17 protein-coding genes and 1 tRNA gene are annotated in these 16,982 nt (G+C 65.3%); 12 read left to right on the forward strand and 6 right to left on the reverse strand.

The genetic code is table 11. The annotated features are described in order from the left end of the window. Positions 1-2: 2 nt before the first annotated feature. The 3 genes from LZ016_RS13165 to LZ016_RS13175 form a co-directional block, all read right to left on the reverse strand. Complete coding sequence (locus LZ016_RS13165) at positions 3-1,007, reverse strand: histone deacetylase family protein (protein ID WP_241447920.1); 1,005 nt, start codon at positions 1,005-1,007, stop codon at positions 3-5. Next, complete coding sequence (gene nhaA / locus LZ016_RS13170) at positions 1,004-2,221, reverse strand: Na+/H+ antiporter NhaA (protein WP_241447921.1); 1,218 nt, start codon at positions 2,219-2,221, stop codon at positions 1,004-1,006. The genes LZ016_RS13165 and nhaA overlap by 4 nt, the downstream gene beginning before the upstream one ends. Positions 2,222-2,496: 275 nt before the next feature. Then, the gene (locus tag LZ016_RS13175; RefSeq protein WP_241447922.1) at positions 2,497-3,066 is read right to left on the reverse strand and encodes a DnaJ domain-containing protein; all 570 of its coding nucleotides are present in this window, start codon (positions 3,064-3,066) and stop codon (positions 2,497-2,499) included. A 38-nt stretch (positions 3,067-3,104) separates the two neighbouring features. Here LZ016_RS13175 and LZ016_RS13180 point away from each other — a divergent pair, with 38 nt between their 5' ends. Continuing rightward, positions 3,105-3,389, forward strand: a complete 285-nt coding sequence (locus LZ016_RS13180) for a BolA family protein (protein ID WP_241447923.1) — start codon at positions 3,105-3,107, stop codon at positions 3,387-3,389. 6 nt (positions 3,390-3,395) lie between these two features. Here the strand turns inward: LZ016_RS13180 and LZ016_RS13185 are convergent, their stop codons facing one another. Next, the gene (locus LZ016_RS13185; RefSeq protein WP_241447924.1) at positions 3,396-6,611 is read right to left on the reverse strand and encodes an autotransporter outer membrane beta-barrel domain-containing protein; all 3,216 of its coding nucleotides are present in this window, start codon (positions 6,609-6,611) and stop codon (positions 3,396-3,398) included. 266 nt (positions 6,612-6,877) lie between these two features. Between LZ016_RS13185 and LZ016_RS13190 the strand changes: the two genes are divergently transcribed. The 11 genes from LZ016_RS13190 (at position 6,878) to LZ016_RS13240 (ending at position 15,542) form a co-directional block, all read left to right on the forward strand. Then, positions 6,878-7,774, forward strand: coding sequence for a pirin family protein (locus LZ016_RS13190; protein ID WP_241447925.1), 897 nt, complete (start codon positions 6,878-6,880; stop codon positions 7,772-7,774). After that, positions 7,771-8,655, forward strand: a complete 885-nt coding sequence (locus LZ016_RS13195) for an alpha/beta fold hydrolase (protein WP_241447926.1) — start codon at positions 7,771-7,773, stop codon at positions 8,653-8,655. Before LZ016_RS13190 ends, LZ016_RS13195 begins: the two co-directional genes overlap by 4 nt. Before the next feature lie 24 nt (positions 8,656-8,679). Beyond that, entirely contained in the window at positions 8,680-9,135 is a 456-nt protein-coding gene (gene nusB / locus LZ016_RS13200) for a transcription antitermination factor NusB (RefSeq protein WP_241447927.1), read from the forward strand. Between the two features lie 13 nt (positions 9,136-9,148). Continuing rightward, positions 9,149-10,126, forward strand: a complete 978-nt coding sequence (thiL, locus tag LZ016_RS13205; RefSeq protein ID WP_241447928.1) for a thiamine-phosphate kinase — start codon at positions 9,149-9,151, stop codon at positions 10,124-10,126. A gap of 158 nt (positions 10,127-10,284) precedes the next feature. Then, positions 10,285-12,393: a sodium-translocating pyrophosphatase gene (locus tag LZ016_RS13210; protein WP_241447929.1), complete on the forward strand. Its 2,109-nt coding sequence runs from the start codon at positions 10,285-10,287 to the stop codon at positions 12,391-12,393. 86 nt (positions 12,394-12,479) lie between these two features. Continuing rightward, positions 12,480-13,451 (forward strand): quinone oxidoreductase family protein, encoded by a 972-nt coding sequence (locus LZ016_RS13215; protein ID WP_277622776.1) that lies wholly within the window; start codon positions 12,480-12,482, stop codon positions 13,449-13,451. 71 nt (positions 13,452-13,522) lie between these two features. After that, a complete protein-coding gene (gene infA, locus LZ016_RS13220; RefSeq protein ID WP_114952794.1) occupies positions 13,523-13,741 on the forward strand; it encodes a translation initiation factor IF-1 in 219 nt (72 codons plus the stop codon). 12 nt (positions 13,742-13,753) lie between these two features. Then, positions 13,754-14,326 carry a Maf family protein gene (locus LZ016_RS13225; protein WP_241447930.1) on the forward strand — a complete coding sequence of 191 codons (573 nt, stop codon included), beginning with the start codon at positions 13,754-13,756 and terminating at the stop codon, positions 14,324-14,326. Continuing rightward, entirely contained in the window at positions 14,319-15,257 is a 939-nt protein-coding gene (locus LZ016_RS13230) for a ribonuclease E/G family protein (protein ID WP_241447931.1), read from the forward strand. The genes LZ016_RS13225 and LZ016_RS13230 overlap by 8 nt, the downstream gene beginning before the upstream one ends. Beyond that, the gene (locus LZ016_RS13235; RefSeq protein ID WP_241447932.1) at positions 15,241-15,426 is read left to right on the forward strand and encodes a DNA gyrase inhibitor YacG; all 186 of its coding nucleotides are present in this window, start codon (positions 15,241-15,243) and stop codon (positions 15,424-15,426) included. Before LZ016_RS13230 ends, LZ016_RS13235 begins: the two co-directional genes overlap by 17 nt. A gap of 40 nt (positions 15,427-15,466) precedes the next feature. Next, positions 15,467-15,542 (forward strand) — tRNA-Phe (locus LZ016_RS13240). A gap of 154 nt (positions 15,543-15,696) precedes the next feature. Here LZ016_RS13240 and LZ016_RS13245 read toward each other — a convergent pair. Together LZ016_RS13245 and LZ016_RS13250 are read right to left on the reverse strand one after the other, a co-directional pair. Beyond that, on the reverse strand, positions 15,697-16,650 hold the full coding sequence (locus tag LZ016_RS13245) for an excinuclease ABC subunit UvrA (RefSeq protein WP_241447933.1): 954 nt from the start codon (positions 16,648-16,650) through the stop codon (positions 15,697-15,699). Positions 16,651-16,733: 83 nt separating this feature from the next. Beyond that, positions 16,734-16,961 carry a zinc-binding dehydrogenase gene (locus LZ016_RS13250; protein ID WP_241447934.1) on the reverse strand — a complete coding sequence of 76 codons (228 nt, stop codon included), beginning with the start codon at positions 16,959-16,961 and terminating at the stop codon, positions 16,734-16,736. Positions 16,962-16,982: the final 21 nt, after the last annotated feature.

The raw sequence follows: 16,982 nt of genomic DNA on the forward strand, positions 1-16,982 counted from the left end.
CTTCAGAACCGGCTGAGAAACTCCGAGACGTTCGCGCCGAGGGCGTCGACGGCATAACCACCTTCCATCACGACTACCGTCGGCAGGCCGAGCTTCGCGATAGTTCGGGCCATCGGTGCGTAGTCGGTCGTCCGCAACTTGAAATAGCTGATCGGATCGCCCTCGTACGTGTCGGCGCCGTACGAGACGATAAGCAGGTCCGGCGCGTGCCGGCCGATGGCCTCGACTGCCATCGCCAGTGCCCCTTCGTAGCTGCTCCACTCCGTGCCGCGCGGCAGTGGAAAGTTGAGGTTCGCGCCTTCACCGGTACCCTGTCCACGCTCGTCGGCGTGGCCCCAGTAATAGGGATAGTCCATCACCGGGTCGGCGTGGATCGACACGTAAAGGACGTCGCCGCGCTCGTAGAAGATGTCCTGCGTGCCGTTGCCGTGGTGATAGTCGACGTCGAGGATGGCGACGCGCTTCCGGCCAGCAGCAACGGCATGTTCCGCTGCGATCGCGGCATTGCTGAGATAAGAATAGCCGCCGAGATAGTCGGCCCCGCAATGGTGGCCCGGGGGTCGGCAGAACGCGAACGCCGTTCGTTCACCGCCGAGCACGGAGTTCGTCGCTGCGAGTGCCGTCTGCGCGGCCCAATAAGATGCCTCCCACGTGCCCGGTCCGATCGGCGTCGACGTGTCGAAGCTGTATTGCCCGAGCAGCGCATCGATCCGCTGCAACTTCAGCGGCCGTCGCTTCACCACCGGGAAGGTGTAGGGAAGAGCGTCGCCCTCGCGTCCCGCGGCGAGCCACTGATCATGCGCCATTCTCAGGAAGTCGAGGTAGTCCTGGCTATGGACGCGGAGCAGCGGATCGAGCCCGAGATCGCCCGGCGCCTGCGTAGATCCAATCGCCTTGAGGATGGCTTCGACGCGACCCTCATGCTCGGCGGCTGGATGCATGGCGCCATTGAAGAACTCGCTCGCAGGAACATGCGCTCTCTGCCGGTCGTCCCAGAAACATTTCATGATCGCTCGTCCTCGGGCTGGTCGCCGCCGAAAATCTCGCGGGCCTCGGCTGACTCCCGATCGTCGATCGGCTTTTGCGCGACGAACCGCAAAACGGCGTAGCCGAGGATGGCGGACAGGAGCGATCCGGCAAGCGTGCCCACCTTCGCCGCTTCGACTTCCTCCTGCGATGCCGGAAACGCCAGCGCCCCGATGAACAAGCTCATGGTGAAGCCGATGCCACAGAGTGCCGAGGCTCCGTACAGCTCGCTCCAGCGTGCGTGATCGGGTCGCGGCGCAAGGCCGGAGCGGACCGTCGCCCAGATCGCGCCGAATACTCCGATTTGCTTGCCGACGAACAGGCCGAGCATGATGGCGATGGGAAGGGGATTGGAAATTCGGAAGTTGCCGAGCTCCACGCCGGCGCTGGCAAGTCCGAAGAGCGGCATTACTCCGAACATCACCCACGGGTGTATCGCGTGCTCCAGCCGCTTGAGGGGCGAGTGATCCTCGTCCAGTCCCAACGGAATCGTTAGTGCGGCGAGGACTCCCGCGATGGTCGCGTGAATGCCGCTCGCAAGCATAGCGTACCAGAGGAACACGAAGCCGATCATATAGGGCCAAAGGCGGCGCACCCCGAACAGGTTCAGCGCGGCCATGGCGCCGAGGATGAGGACCGCAGCACCGATCGCAATGGCGCTGAGGTCGGCCGTGTAGGCAAGCGCGATGATGATCACCGCGCCGACGTCGTCGACAATGGCGATTGTCACGAGCAGGAGCTTAATCGCCGGGTTCGCGCGGGCGCCGAGCAGCGCCAGCACGCCGACCGCAAAAGCGATGTCCGTGGCTGCGGGGATCGCCCAACCGCGGATGATCGATGGCTCGAATCCGGTGACTGAGAGATAGATGAGCGCCGGCACGGCCATGCCTGCGGCCGCTGCAACGATCGGCAGCCTCCGCTCGGCGGGAGTCGACAGCCGCCCGTCATACCACTCGCGCTTCACCTCGAGGCCGACGAGCAGGAAGAAGACCGCCATCAATCCGTCGGCAATCCAGTAGTGGACCGACAGCAAGCCGAAGCGAGGCATCGGCGGACCAAACTTGAACTCCAGCAGGTGTTGGTAGGCATCGGCGAGTGGGCTGTTCGCTAGTATCAAGGCAGCGGCAGCCGCTCCGATGAGGATCAGGCCGGCGCGCTTTTCCTGTCGTTGAAGCTGAACCAAGTCCGCTGCCATTGGCGACCATTAGCGTCCCCGATGATCATTGGAAGTTTGGAAGGAGAGGGACGCCTCCAGCACTGTCGGCACTTTCCTCCGCGCTTTGCGTTGTGAGGATTGGCGGTTTTCCGCCATCGGCGAGGCTCGGGCAGGCATTTCGCCGCGTAGGCGTTTGCGTACGAAGCTCGGCCCTTCTTCTGTTGTTCCAAGGTCGAGCGCGACCCGCGTTTCGCAGCCGACCTGGCCTTTTCGGGAACAGGCTCCCCGACCGTGAAACGCGGGTCGAACGCCTCTTAGGCGAGTGCCGCCGACTTCCTCAGCAATTGGTAGGCTTCGATGACCTCGCCGAGCTTCTTTTCGTGGCTGCGGTCGCCGCCGTTGCGGTCCGGGTGGAAGCGCCGAACCAGCTTGGAATATCGGCTGCGCACCGACTTAAGGTTCGCATCCTCACCTAGGCCGAGGACCGACAGCGCCCGCCGCTCCGCCCTCGAGAACCGCGACGCCTCCTCCCGCCTGGCATGCCGGAAGCGCCCCGAGATCGCATCGAGCGGATCCGAGAAATCGGACCACGAGGGCGCCGGATCGCCTCCACTCGTCGCGAAAGCGCGCGTTGCGCGATCCCAGCCGCCAAGCGGGGACTGGGCCTCCGCGATCTCGTCGGCGCTCATGCCCTCGAAGTAATTGTACTTCGCATTATGCTCGCGAACGTGCTCCAGGCACAGCAGGCGATAGACGCCGGGACCGTGGAAGTCGGCGGGCTGAACCGGCGCCTTATATTCGCCATGCGCGTCGCAGCCTCGCACCGCGCAACGGCCCGTTGCTCCCTCGACTTTTCCATGCATTTTCGGATGACGCGTCGCCACTTGGTTCCTCGATCGGCTAGCCGCTCTATATAGGAACGATGACCACGACCGCCACGGGACCTGTCGCAACTGAAATGCTGAAGCGCCTCAACTCGGCGCTCTCGCCAACCTCCATCCGCCTCGTCGACGACAGCGAGAAACATCGCGGACACGGAGGCTACAATCCCGCCGGCGAGAGTCACTTCACCTTGGACATCGAGAGCGAAGCCTTCGCGGGCACGACCCGCGTCCAACGCCAGCGGATGATCTACAAGGCCCTGGGGGACTTGATGCGCGAGCGGGTGCACGCGCTCCAGATCAGAGCGCGCGCACCCGGAGAGTAGCGCCAATTAGAAGGCGAACTGGAGGCCAAGGCGGCCGCCGATGGACAGCTTGTCCTGCTGCTCCTCGGCATTGAGTTCGCCGGTGATCGACAGGCCGTCGCTTCCGCCGATGGCGCGGAAGGCGCCGACGAAGCCGCTAGTGCGTTCCTCGGCCGCCACGGTGAACGGCGTGCCGTCGTCGCCGAAGCGCGCGGTCGTCGTTCCGAGCTTGCCGCTGAGGATCTGGCGGCGTCCGCCTTCGAGCTCTAGCCGCATCCAACCGCCGTCGTCGGTCTTACCGCCGCCGACGAGCTGGTAGCCGAGCGCGAGCGTGCCGGTCACCGCCGTCTCGTCGCTCTTGCGGCTGTCGACCGTGAGGTTGAACGCGTCGCCGCCGCCGGACTCGGAGTAGCCCTTTTCCTTGAGCGAGTAGTGCTCGATGACGGCCGTCGGGCGAAGCGACAGGTTGCCGAAGCGCGCGTCGTAGGAAACGCCCGCGGTCGCCGAATAGATGTGACCCTTCCACTCGCCGTCGGCCTCCCGGCTTATCGGCGCTCCGTCGACTGTCGCCGTGAAGAAGCGGCTGCCGTCGAAGTTGATCGTGGCGATGGTGCCACGCGCAAAGGCGCTGAACGGCCCGTGCGTGGTCCGCCAATAGAGGCCGGCCTCATATTCGTCGGTGCGGATTTCGTTGTCGCTGCTCTTCCGCCCGTCCTTGCCGGACAGATAGCTCAGCGTCGCGCCGACATTGCCGATGGGGCCGACGCTCGTCTCGACGCCGGCGGCCATGCCCCAGCCATTGAGGTCGTACGACGAGGTGTCGCCGATCGACTTGCTTCCGCCCCAGGCGACCTGCTCCAGCCAGATGCCGAGCTGCCCGCGCTTGATGGCCGGCGGCTTCGGATCGATCAGGAGCTTGTTGACCAGGCGCGAGCCCTTGGTCGCCGTCTCGAACGTGCCGCCCGCATTTTCCGGAAGCATCTGCTGCAGGGCATCGCGCAGGGTCGCGCTGTCCTGCGCACCCAGGAACACGGACGCGACCGGTGCGTCCGCGTCCGCCGCCTCGATCACCGCGTCCAGGATGGAGCCCTCGGCCAGATTGACGCCCAGCTCCTCGTTCGACTTCTGCCGGATGACCAGCGAGATCTCATTCGGAGTGGTCGTGACGAGATCGCTCTCGAACAGGAATGGTAGCGATTCGACGGTGCTCGTCAGGTTCGTGCCGCCGGTCAGCGTGCCGGCCTGGACGATCTTGTACGTGCCTTCCGCGCCGCCGAGCGACGTGAGGTGGACGTCGACGATCGTGCCGGTCCCGAAGGCAGCAGCGCCCGTGACATTGTAGAGCGTGTTGGTGCCTGCCGTAGAATCGACGGTAACACCCAGCTTCGCGCCCGAACCGGTCGTCAGCGACGACAGGTTCACGGCTCCGAGGTTGGTGGCATTGAGCGTGCTGCCCGCGCCGACATTGACTGCCAGGCCCGCGCTGTTGCTCAGCTTGCCGTTGAGCGCCGACGTGCCGGTCAGGGTCAGCACGTCCGCGCCGCCGCCGAAGTCCACGTCGCCTGCGAGCGACGAGGTCCCGCCGAGCGTGAGCGTGTCCGCCCCGCCCTCGAAGGTCACCGCGCCATTCATGATCGCATCGCCCGAGAGCGAGAGGCGATTGTCGCCGCCGCCGAACTTCGCTGCGCCGGTGACGGTGCCGTCGGCCACGTCGAGAACGTCATTGCCGGAGCCGAACAGGATCTGGCCAGCGATCTGCGGGGCCGAGCCTGAGGTCACGGCGAGTTGGCGAATGGTCGCGCCGGTGGTGTTTGCGGTCAGATCGAAGGCGATCGCCTTCGTGCCGAGCGACGCAGCGCTCGCGACGCCGATGGTCCCGCTGTTCTCGATCAGCGTGACCGTGCCGGACTTGTCGACGATCGCGGAGCCAACGCCATCCGCTCCACTGAGCGTTGCGGCGATGGTGCCCGTATTCTTGATCGTCGAGACGTTGGCTCCCGCGTCGATGACCAGCGCTTGCGAGGTGCTGGTTGCCGTGGAGCCGCCCTGTGCCGTGATGGCTCCGGAGACGGTGATCGTGGGCACCGTCGCGCCCGCACCAATGCGCAGGCCCGTGGCGTTGCCGCCGTTGGAAACCGCCGCGACCGTGCCGGATACCGACATGCCGCCCGCGACGCTCACCGCGTGGCCCATGCCGCCGACGACCATGCCGTTACCCGCGACGCCTGAGTAGACGCCGCTGCCGAGGATCGCGCCCTTGATGACGATGCCCTTGCCGCCAGAGCCGGCGACCGCACCGATCGTCGTGTCTTCGGTGGTGGAGCCGATCACCACGGCTGGCGCTGCACCCAGCGTCGTGATCGTCGCAGTCGACTCGTCGGCGTCAGGAACGCCGTCGTCATCTTCGTCCGTGTCCGTGGTGCTGTTGTCCTTTGGCCGTGCGTCGAAGAGGATTCCGCCTGCGACGTTTCCGCTGACCACGACAGCCGATCCGCCCTGAAGCAGATCGTCGGCATCGAGCTTCGACGTATCCGCGGGCGGCGTGGTGTAGCGATAGCCGGTCGTCTGGACCGTGTTCTGGATCACCAGCGCTCCGCCGATGTCGCCCGTCAGCGAGACGCCGACGCCGTTCGCGCCCTGCACCTGGATCGTGCCCTTCGAGAGGGTGACGTTGCCGCTCACGTCTCCGGCCTTGATGCCAACGGTGTCATTGCCGAGCAGGCTGATGCTGCCGCTGTTGGTGATGTTGCCGGTCAGCGGGCCGTCGAGGACGATGCCGCCGGAATTGTTGCCTTCGACGGTGATCGTCCCGCTGTTCGCGATGTTGCCGGCAAGCGCGCCGAGGACGTGAATACCGAACCGGCCTGACCCCTGCGCGAAGGCGCCATCGATGTCGCCGTCGCTGTCGGTATCTGTCGCCGTGTAATTCTCGTCGATCGTGATCGTGCCGCTGTTGCTGATGTCACCCGTCAGGCCCGCGTTGGCGACGATGCCAGCGGAATTGTTCGATCCCTGGATGGCGATCGTGCCTTCGTTCTTCGCGTAATTGTTGGTGTTGACGGTCACGGCTACGCCGCTGGTCGGCTTGACCGACCCGGTATTGCTGATGCGGATATCGCCCGACGCACTGGTCGACTGGTTCGTCGTCACTGCCGTGGAGATGACCGTTTCGGCGTTCGCCGGGACTGCCGCAATCGCCGCGGCGATCGCCCCCAGACCCGTCGTTGCAAGCAGGAAACGCATGCGAGAATTGCCCTTTCTTCCGGACAGCTACGTGGCCCCCCGGCTTGTTCGTTGGTTGCGCGCCAGCGAGCCGGAAACAGCGTTCCCAGTGCAAGCTTGAAAAAAGGGGACCGAAGTCGCGGCCGCGATCTCGTTCCACCCCCGGACCGATGCCGCCCAAAGCCGTTTCTGCCTGAAGCCAAGATGAACAAATGTTAAGATACTGGCGCACTTGGCAAAATTCGGCTTCCTTCCGCCTGGTCCAGAGAATCGCTAGGAGCGTTGGGATGGAGCAGACGATTCTGCAGAGCATCGCGCCCGTCACCCACGACCTCGGCGGGTTCAAGGTCCATCGCACGCTGCCCAGCAAGCAGCGGACCATGGTGGGGCCCTTCATTTTCTTCGACCAGATGGGCCCGGCCCGCCTCAGCCCCGGACAGGGGATCGACGTGCGGCCGCATCCGCACATCAACCTAGCTACCGTCACCTTCCTTTTCGCCGGCGCGATCGACCATCGCGACAGCCTGGGGACGTATCAGCGGATCGAGCCGGGAGCCGTGAACCTGATGACCGCGGGCCGCGGGATCGCCCACTCCGAGCGGTCGCCCGGGGATGAGCGGGCGGCCGGGCCGAACCTCGACGGGATCCAGACTTGGCTCGCGCTTCCACAGGCCAAGGAGGAGATGGATCCCGGGTTCGAGCACGTTGCGGCGGAGCGTCTGCCGTTGGTCGAGGGAGACGGTGTGCGCCTGCGCCTGATCATGGGTGATGGCTTCGGCGAGCACTCGCCCGTCACCCAACATTCGCCTACGATCTACGCGGCAATCGAACTCGCGCCAGGCGCCGTCATGCTCGTCGATCATGAGGCGGACGAAAGGGCGCTCTACCTGCTCGACGGTGATGCGATCGTGGACGGATTGCCGCTCCTGCCGCAGCACCTGACGCTCCTCGCGCCAGGCCATCTGCCGCTGCTTTCGTCCGCAAGCGGCGCGAGGCTGATGCTGTGCGGCGGCGCGCCAATGGATGGCGAACGCCACGTCTGGTGGAATTTCGTATCGTCGCGCCGCGACCGCATCAATGAGGCGAAGCGCGCTTGGCGAGCGGGCGAGTTCGTGCTTCCGCCGGACGACCATGACGAGTTCATACCCCTGCCGGAGGTCCCGCTGACGGTCAGCTATCCGTGACCGAGTTCCGGCGCGTCGGCCTGTCCACCGGCGTCACCCTCAACGTCGCGTTCGCCGGACCAGAAGACGCTCCGGCGATCCTCTTTCTCCACGGCTTTCCGGAATCGCATCGCACGTGGCGAGAGATCGTGCCGCGGCTGGAGGATCAGTTCCGGCTGATCATGCCCGACCAGCGTGGCTTTGCCGGGTCCGACCTCGTTCAGGACGTCGGCGCCTACAAGACGGAAACGCTGATCGGCGACGTCTTCGCCCTGGCCGACACGCTCGGACTGGATGAGTTCGCGCTCGTCGGTCACGACTGGGGCGGAGCAATTTCCTGGGGCGCGGCGCTTCGCGGCGACCCGCGGCTGAAGAAGCTGGCGATCGTCAACGCGCCGCATCCGGTGGTCTTCCAGAAGAGCCTCATCGAAGACGCGGACCAGCGCGCGGCTTCTCAGTACATCAGCGCGTTTCGAGCGCCAGGCTTCGATAAGGCGATTGAGGCGATGGGTTACCGCGCCTTCTTCGACAAGACCTTTGCCCGCCACGTGGGCACGTCGAAAATCCTCGAGGCGGAAAAGCAGCAATATATCGCCGACTGGTCCCAGCCGGGCGCCATGACCTCGATGCTCAACTGGTATCGGGGTTCGCGCGTTGTCGTGCCGCCGCCCGGCGTCACCGTGCCGCTTCCCGACTGGCTGCTGCGCGCCTTCCCGAAGGTGGAGGTTCCGACGCTCGTCGTTTGGGGGATGCAGGACACGGCGCTGCTCCCGATCCAGCTCGAAGGGCTGGAGGAACTGGTCGAGGATTTGCGCATAGAGCGGCTGCCAGAGGCGGGTCACTTCGCTCCGTGGGAGGCTCCCGACGAAGTCGCCAACGCGCTTCGGGACTTCCTCGCCTGAGCCAGCGCGGCTAAGCGCGTCCCGATGAATACCGCAGCGCGTTCCCGTTCCCGCTCTGCCGCCCGACTGGCGGCGGTGCAGGCCCTCTATCAGCATGACATGGAAGGGACGCCCGTTCCGCGCCTGCTCAAGGAATTCCACGAGCATCGGCTCGGCGCGACCATCGAGGAAGCGCAGTACATCGAAGCGGAGCAGAGCTTCTTCGACGACGTCGTTTCAGGTGCGGACGCGCGCCGGGACGAGATCGACACAGTGATCGCCTCGAAACTCGCCGAGGGCTGGAGCCTCGAGCGGCTCGACCGGCCGATGCGCGCGATCCTGCGCGCCGGGACCTACGAGCTCCTGGCGCGCGCCGACGTGCCGGTGGCTTCGGTCATCTCGGAGTATGTCGACGTGGCCCACGCCTTTTACGACAAAAGGGAAAGCGGCTTCGTGAATGGACTTCTCGACGCGGTCGCAAAGGAGGCGCGCCGGGGCTAGGCTCGCGTCGAGCATGCGTGAATCCCGAGCCATCGAGCGCCTGAGGCGCATCGCCGCCAGCCCCGCCGCCCTCGGCCTCACCGACGATGTGGCACTGCTCGACGGCCTGGTGCTCACGCACGACAGCATCGCCGAGGGCGTCCACTTCCTCGCCACCGATCCCCCCGCGAGCGTCGGGTGGAAGCTGGTCGCCGTGAACCTCTCCGACCTTGCGGGCAAAGGCGCGATCCCGGCCGCCGCTCTACTGTCGCTTGCCCTGTCAGGCGACGACGATTGGGACCTCCATTTCATCGATGGCGTCGACGCAGCGTGCGAAAGCTACGGCCTTCCCTTGGTCGGCGGCGACACCATCGCCTTGCCGCCCGGAGCGCCGCGCATCTTCGGGCTGACGGCGATCGGCCGCGCGGGCGCCAACGTCCCGCTGAGGAGCGGCGGCAAGGATGGCGACGCTTTGTGGATCGTCGGAGTGCTCGGCGACGCCGCTGCCGGCCTCGCCCTGCTCCGCGACGATGCTGCGGCGACGGGTCCGCTCGTGGACGTCTACCGCCGCCCCGTGCCGCTTCTTGCCGCCGGCCTCGGCCTGGCCCCGCACGCGCACGCCATGATGGACGTGTCAGACGGCCTGCTGCTCGATGCGTCGCGGATGGCTCAGGCGAGCGGGCTGGGCGTCAGGATCGACCTTGATGCCCTGCCGCTGTCTCGCGCCTTCGTTGCGGAGAAAGGCCAGGACCTAGGCCCGAGGCTGTTCGCCGCGACAGGCGGGGACGACTACGCGCTCCTCGCGGCGTTGGGGTCTGACGTCGATCCCTTAAGCCTTTCTTTACCTCGGGGAACGACCATTGCCCGTGTCGGCACCCTCGTTGCCGGAGAGCCTCTGTTAACGCTCTTCAGCAATGGGCAGCCGGTCCCGCTTCCGGGGCAACTGGGATTTGAGCATTCGGGCCATGAACATCGCCGCAATCCCCCTTCGCCAATGGCTGATCGCGGTTAGCGGTCTCATCTCGGGTATCGCGACGGCGCTGCTGCTCCACTGAGGCCCTACCAAACGCGGTTGCCAGCTGCGATTTCGGTCCATAAACATCTCGCCCGTTCGCCGGCTGTGTCCTGCAGCCGGTTCGGCTCTGCCGCGAAAACGGGGAAGAATTTTCGATGAACCTTACACTTATCGCCATCGCATGCGGCGTGATCGCGCTGCTCTATGGCATTCTGACAAGCGGGCAGGTGCTTCGCGCCTCGGCCGGCAACCAGCGCATGATGGAAGTCGCCGGCGCGATCCAGGAAGGCGCTTCCGCGTACCTTCGCCGCCAGTATCTCACCATCACCATCGTGGGCGTCATCGTCGCTGCGATCGTGTTCGCGTTCCTCGGCCCGCTTTCGGCGGGTGGGTTCGTGCTCGGTGCCTTGCTGTCGGGTGCAACCGGCTTCGTCGGAATGAACATTTCGGTTCGAGCCAACGTCCGCACGGCAGAGGCGGCAAGCCAAGGCCTGCAGCAGGGACTGACCATGGCCTTCCGCGCGGGTGCTATCACCGGCATGCTGGTGGCCGGTCTCGCTCTGCTCGCGATCTCCATTTTCTTCTATTATCTCATCGCGATTGCCGGCCATGCGCCGAACGACCGCATCGTCGTCCAGGCGTTGGTCGCTCTGGCCTTCGGCGCCTCGCTGATCTCGATCTTCGCTCGCCTTGGCGGCGGCATCTTCACCAAGGCTGCGGACGTCGGAGCTGACCTTGTCGGCAAGGTCGAGGCCGGAATTCCGGAGGACGATCCCCGCAATCCGGCCGTGATCGCCGACAACGTCGGTGATAACGTCGGCGACTGCGCCGGTATGGCCGCCGACTTGTTCGAAACCTATGTCGTGACCGTCGGCGCCACGATGGTGCTGACCGCGCTGCTCGTGAAGAGCGCCGCGCCGGACACCTTGCTGGCCCTGATGAGTCTCCCGCTGCTGATCGGCGGCGTCTGCGTCATCGCTTCGATCATCGGCACCTACTTCGTTCGCCTGGGCAAGAGCGCGAGCATCATGGGCGCCATGTACAAGGGCTTCGTCGTGACCGCCGTCCTCTCGGCGATCGCGATCTACTTCGCGGTCCAGTACGCGCTTGGTGATCTCACCACGTCCATCGAGGCGAGCGGCACGACTTTTAACGGCATGGCACTCTACTGGTGCGCGCTTCTCGGTTTGGTCGTGACCGGGCTCATTATCTGGATCACTGAATATTACACGGGGACGAACTATCGCCCGGTGAAGTCGATCGCCAAGGCTTCGGAAACCGGTCATGGCACCAACGTCATCCAGGGTCTGGCAATCAGCCTTGAATCGACCGCGCTGCCGACGATCGTCATCTGCGCCGGCATCATCATCGCGTTCAAGCTGGCCGGCCTGATGGGTATCGCCTTTGCGGCAACGTCGATGTTGGCGCTTGCGGGCATGGTGGTCGCGCTCGATGCTTACGGCCCGGTCACCGACAATGCCGGCGGCATTGCCGAAATGTCAGGGCTGGACGAAAGCGTCCGCACCAAGACCGACGCGCTCGACGCGGTCGGCAACACGACCAAGGCCGTGACGAAGGGCTATGCAATCGGATCGGCCGGCCTCGCTGCGCTCGTTCTGTTCGCGGCCTTCACCACCGACCTCGAGGAATTCTTCCCGAACCTCGATGTCGATTTCAGCCTGAAGAGCCCGTACGTCATCGTCGGCCTGCTGCTGGGTGCGCTTCTGCCGTACCTGTTCGGCGCGCTCGGCATGACCGCTGTCGGTCGCGCTGCCGGCGACGTCGTCAAGGACGTTCGCGAGCAGTTCCGCTCCAACAGCGGCATCATGGATGGCTCGTCGCGGCCCGACTATGCGCGGACCGTCGACCTCGTCACCAAGGCTGCGATCAAAGAGATGATCGTCCCGTCGCTGCTTCCGGTGCTCGCCCCAATCGTCGTCTACTTCGTGATTAGCGCGGTTGCCGGTCAGGCCGAGGGCTTTGCGGCACTCGGCGCCCTCCTCCTTGGCGTGATCGTGTCCGGCCTGTTCGTCGCCATCTCGATGACCTCGGGCGGCGGCGCTTGGGACAACGCCAAGAAGTACATCGAGGACGGCAATTTCGGCGGCAAGGGCTCGGAAGCCCACAAAGCCGCTGTCACGGGCGACACCGTCGGCGATCCTTACAAGGACACCGCCGGCCCGGCCGTGAACCCGATGATCAAGATTACCAACATCGTCGCGTTGCTCCTGCTCGCCGCGCTGGCGGGACACGGGGTCGGCTGACCGTCGCCTGATCGAAAGAACGGCCCCGCCCGGCACTGCCGCGGCGGGGCTTTTCTTTGCGCGTGAGCGGGCGCATGCGGGGCGGCATGGTTCATGCGATACGAGTGCATCAGACAGGCGGCCCCGAAGTCCTGCAGTGGGAAGAGGTCGAGGTCGGAGAACCCGGACCCGGGCAAGTCCGGCTCAAGCAGGAAGCGGCCGGCCTCAACTATATCGACGTCTACCACCGCACCGGCCTGTATCCGCAGCAGCTGCCGTTCATTCCGGGCGTAGAAGGTGCCGGTGTCGTCGTCGGAGTCGGTGCAGGCGTGACGAGCGTTCAGCCGGGCGACCGCGTCGCCTACGGCGGGCCTATGGGCGGGTACGCCGAGGAGCGCCTGATCGACGCCGACAAGCTGGTGAAACTGCCGGAAGCGATTGCGTTCGACACGGCCGCGGCGATGATGCTCCAGGGCATGACTGCGCACATGCTCATTCGCTCGGTTCACGAAGTGAAGGCGGGCGATACGATCCTCGTTCACGCGGCAGCGGGCGGCGTCGGCCTGATCGTGTGCCAATGGGCGAACGCACTCGGCGCGAAGGTGATCGGGACGGTGTCGACGGACGAGAAAGCTGAGCTCGCACGGGCGCACGGCTGCCACCATCCCGTCGTCTACACGCGCGAGGACTTCGTCGCCGAGGTGGACCGCATTACGAACGGAGCCAAGCTGCCGGTGGTTTATGATTCGGTGGGCAAGGATACGTTCCTGAGGTCGCTCGACTGTCTTCGACCACGCGGCATCATGGTGAGCTACGGCAATTCGTCGGGACCGGTCGATCCGTTCCCGCCCGGCATCCTGGCGCAAAAGGGCTCGCTCTTCCTCACGAGGCCGACTCTGTACCATTACACAGCGTCGCGGGCCGAGCTTGAGGCGGCAGCCGCAGAGCTCTTCGACGTCGTGGCGAGCGGAAAGGTGAAGATCGAAGTCAAGCAGCGCTTCGCGCTTAAGGACGCCGCCGAAGCGCACCGTGCGTTGGAAGGGCGAAAGACTTCCGGCTCGACCATTCTCACGGTCTGAAGCCACCCGGCTTCCATTTTCCGGCACTCCCAAGTAAGGCTCCGCGACTTTTTGCGAAGAAGAGGTATCGCTTGGCCAAGGAAGAACTTCTCGAGATGCGGGGGCAGGTTGTCGAACTGCTGCCCAATGCCATGTTCCGCGTGCGGCTCGAGAACGGCCATGAGATCCTGGGACATACCGCCGGGAAGATGCGCAAGAATCGCATCCGCGTTCTGACCGGTGACGAAGTCCTCGTCGAACTGACGCCCTACGACCTGACCAAGGGTCGGATCACCTACCGGTTTAAATAAGGAGCGCCGCTGGTGCGGCTCGTCCTTGCCTCCGCGAGCCCTCGCCGGCTCGATCTGCTCGCGCGCATCGGCGCCGTGCCGGATGCGGTGGTGCCTGCCGACATCGATGAGAGCGTGCCCCCGGGCGAACTGCCGCGGCAGCATGCCTTGCGCCTGGCCCGGGAGAAGGCCGCTGCGGTCGCTGCGAGCGAGGGGGATGCCTTGGTTCTCGCGGCGGACACGGTCGTCGCGGTCGGGCGCCGAATCCTGCCGAAGGTGGAGGACGAGGCAACTCTTCGCGCCTGCATGAAGCTCCTCTCCGGAAGGCGGCACCGGGTCCTCACTGGAGTAGCCCTCGCGGTACCGGGCCGCGGTATCCGCAAGCGGCTCGGCGAGACGATGATCGCCATGAAGCGTCTCTCGGACGAGGAGATCGATTACTACGCCGGCCATGGCGAGTGGCGCGGCAAGGCGGGCGGATATGCCCTCCAGGGATATGGCGAGGTCTATGTCCGCCACCTCGCCGGCAGCTATTCCAATGTGGTAGGGCTGCCGCTCGGGGAGACGCGCCTGCTGTTGAAGGGTGCGGGGTACCCGATTGCCTGAATGGCTGATCGAGCGCGGGATCGGCGAAACGCGCTTCGCCCGGATCGAGCGGGGTGAGATCGTCGAAGCACGTATCCTGCTCGACGGTATTGTGCCCGCTGGCAGCGAACTGACCGCCCGGCTGCAGCGCTCGGGCATGCAACTCTTCCTGACTGTCGACGGGCAGCAATATCTGCTCCCGGACGGCGCGCGCGGGGTCGCGGACGGTGGGCAGGTGAGAGCGCAAGTCGTGCGGGAGAAAATCCCCGGCGCCGAGCCGTGGAAGCGGCCGCTGGCGCGAGTGGTTCAGGCTCCGTCGGCCGAACCGCTTCCAGACGGGCAGGAGTTACCGCTCACGGTGAAGAACGAGCTCGACGCAGCCGGCTGGGACGATCTCATCGACGAGGCGCGGACGGGCATCGTACAGTTCGAGAGCGGCGAGCTTCGGATCTTCCCGACGCCGGCAATGACTCTCATCGATGTCGACGGGACGGACGATCTGACCCGGCTCGCGACGTCGGCCGCTCGTTCCGCATGCCGTGCGATCCTCAGGCTCGGGATCGCCGGATCGATCGGCATCGATTTCCCGACACTCGGGGGCAAGCAAGCGCGTGCCCAGGTCGCGAGTGAGATCGATCAAAACCTGCAGCAGCCCTTCGAGCGAACTATGCTGAACGGATTCGGCTTTCTCCAGATCGTTCGGCCCCGACGCCATGCGTCACTGCTCGAACTCGCGCAGGATCGAGCTGCCTTCGAGGCGCGCGCGCTCCTAAGGCGAATTGCCAAAGACCGAACTGGCCCGACCCGGCTGGTCGCGCGTCCATCCGTCGTTGCTGTCCTCGAGCGCCAAAGCGACTGGCTGGCAATGTTGGCTCGCCAGATTGGGGGGCAGGTCACCTTGCGAAGCGAGGCCACGCTCCCCATCCATGGGGGGTATGGCGAAGCAGGCTGAATCAAAATCCTGTCCGATCTGCGGCAAGCCCTCGTCCGTGGACAACGCGCCCTTCTGCTCGCGCGGTTGCAAGGATCGCGACCTCTTGCGCTGGCTGGACGAAGGCTATCGCATTGCCGGTCCAGCTGCCGATCCCGAAAGGGTGGACAGCGGGGAAGGCGAGGGCTAGGGAGCGCGTCGCTTCGACGGGCGTCCGCCCGATCGCGAGAGCCCAGGTAGCTCAGTTGGTAGAGCACGTGACTGAAAATCACGGTGTCGGTGGTTCGATCCCGCCCCTGGGCACCATCGCCTGTTCCAGAACAGTCCCGAGCAGACCCAAAATCCGGCTTCCGTGATGCCGCTCCATGCCTTCGTTGTTTGGCCAAGTTCCGCTAGGATTGAGTCGGTTTCGAGCGTCGCAATCGTGCCGCCCGGCTCCAGCGGGCGCAAGCTTCAGAGATCACCGCGTATGCTCTGGCCATTTACAGGCCGACCCGCGATTCACCATTTGGCGACGCGCGTATGGTACGGACAGGGCTTCCCGGCGCAGCCTCTTGCCGTGACAGAGCGGGCAGTCACGGCCGATCATGAAGCGGGCCGCGCGCTTCTTCATCATCGCACTCTGGGTGGTCGCAAAACTGTGGGTGACATGGCGCTTGGCGCTCGAGAAGGTGCCCATGTAGGCCGGCTCGATCTTGCGGCGGATCGCCCGCTGGATTTCGTCATGGCTCCAGCCGGGATAGACGGGCACCTGCGGCTGCTCGTCAGTGAACAAGATCCAATCGCGAACCTTCTTCGGCAGCTCGCGCCACGGCGTGTCGACGTCGATTCCCAGGCTGATGAGGATGTCGCGCAGGTTCTGTCCGCCCCACGCCATCGGCCAGGCGGCGACGGCGCGCTCCCGGATGGTCTTCGAAGGATCGGGCACCATCGAGGCTTCCGTGACCTCGTGGATCCGGCCGAGGCCGTGGCAGCGCGGGCAAGCCCCCTCAAGAGTGTTGGGCGAGAAGGATTCCGCATCGAGATGCGGCTGTCCCGGCGGGTAGTCGCCGGCGCGCGAATAGAGCATGCGCAGCAGGTTAGACAGGGTGGTAACACTCCCGACCGACGATCGGGTGGTTGGCGATCCGCGCTGCTGCTGAAGCGCCACCGCTGGCGGCAGGCCCTCTATCTCGTCGACCTCAGGCACCTCCATCTGGTGGAACAACCGGCGCGCGTAAGGCGAGACCGATTCCAGATAGCGGCGCTGAGCCTCGGCATAGAGGGTGGAGAAAGCGAGCGACGATTTGCCCGATCCCGACACGCCGGTGAATGCGACGAGCGCGTCGCGCGGAATGTCCACGTCGACATTCTTAAGGTTGTGCTCCCGCGCGCCGCGTACGCGGACGAAGGGGGATACCGTCGCGTCGCGCATGCGACCCTCCTGGGTTCCTGATACGCGCGGGCGTTCGGTTCGGTTGCGCGGTGGGGGTCTGGCGCCTTGCGAAAGGGGATTGCTCACCGACGTGGCGCGATCAATCCGGCTGCACGCAGGACGATTTTTCCCAGCACATGGCTGGCCGCGAGGCGTTGATGCGCTCTCGCAGCTTGATCCAGCGGAAACTCCGCCGCGATCGGCACTAGGACGTTTCGCTGCTGGATCGCCTCGTTCGGTGCCTCGAACTCGCGCACGCCCGATTGGCCGTCACAGGACATGACCTCTATTCCGGGGCGCTCGTCCGGCACCGGTTGGACGCCGGATATGCG

Origin of the sequence: Sphingomonas telluris, from assembly GCF_022568775.1 — a bacterium.
In the GTDB taxonomy this organism is placed as follows: domain Bacteria; phylum Pseudomonadota; class Alphaproteobacteria; order Sphingomonadales; family Sphingomonadaceae; genus Sphingomicrobium; species Sphingomicrobium telluris.

What these genes read in the sequence shown, in the direction of transcription:
- LZ016_RS13165 (WP_241447920.1), bottom strand. Translation starts at nt 1,007, where the DNA reads ATGAAATGTTTCTGGGACGACCGGCAGAGAGCGCATGTTCCTGCGAGC.
- nusB (WP_241447927.1), top strand. Translation starts at nt 8,680, where the DNA reads ATGAATACCGCAGCGCGTTCCCGTTCCCGCTCTGCCGCCCGACTGGCG.
- LZ016_RS13190 (WP_241447925.1), top strand. Translation starts at nt 6,878, where the DNA reads ATGGAGCAGACGATTCTGCAGAGCATCGCGCCCGTCACCCACGACCTC.
- nhaA (WP_241447921.1), bottom strand. Translation starts at nt 2,221, where the DNA reads ATGGCAGCGGACTTGGTTCAGCTTCAACGACAGGAAAAGCGCGCCGGC.
- LZ016_RS13180 (WP_241447923.1), top strand. Translation starts at nt 3,105, where the DNA reads ATGACCACGACCGCCACGGGACCTGTCGCAACTGAAATGCTGAAGCGC.
- LZ016_RS13215 (WP_277622776.1), top strand. Translation starts at nt 12,480, where the DNA reads ATGGTTCATGCGATACGAGTGCATCAGACAGGCGGCCCCGAAGTCCTG.
- thiL (WP_241447928.1), top strand. Translation starts at nt 9,149, where the DNA reads ATGCGTGAATCCCGAGCCATCGAGCGCCTGAGGCGCATCGCCGCCAGC.
- LZ016_RS13245 (WP_241447933.1), bottom strand. Translation starts at nt 16,650, where the DNA reads ATGCGCGACGCGACGGTATCCCCCTTCGTCCGCGTACGCGGCGCGCGG.
- LZ016_RS13235 (WP_241447932.1), top strand. Translation starts at nt 15,241, where the DNA reads ATGGCGAAGCAGGCTGAATCAAAATCCTGTCCGATCTGCGGCAAGCCC.
- LZ016_RS13185 (WP_241447924.1), bottom strand. Translation starts at nt 6,611, where the DNA reads ATGCGTTTCCTGCTTGCAACGACGGGTCTGGGGGCGATCGCCGCGGCG.
- LZ016_RS13210 (WP_241447929.1), top strand. Translation starts at nt 10,285, where the DNA reads ATGAACCTTACACTTATCGCCATCGCATGCGGCGTGATCGCGCTGCTC.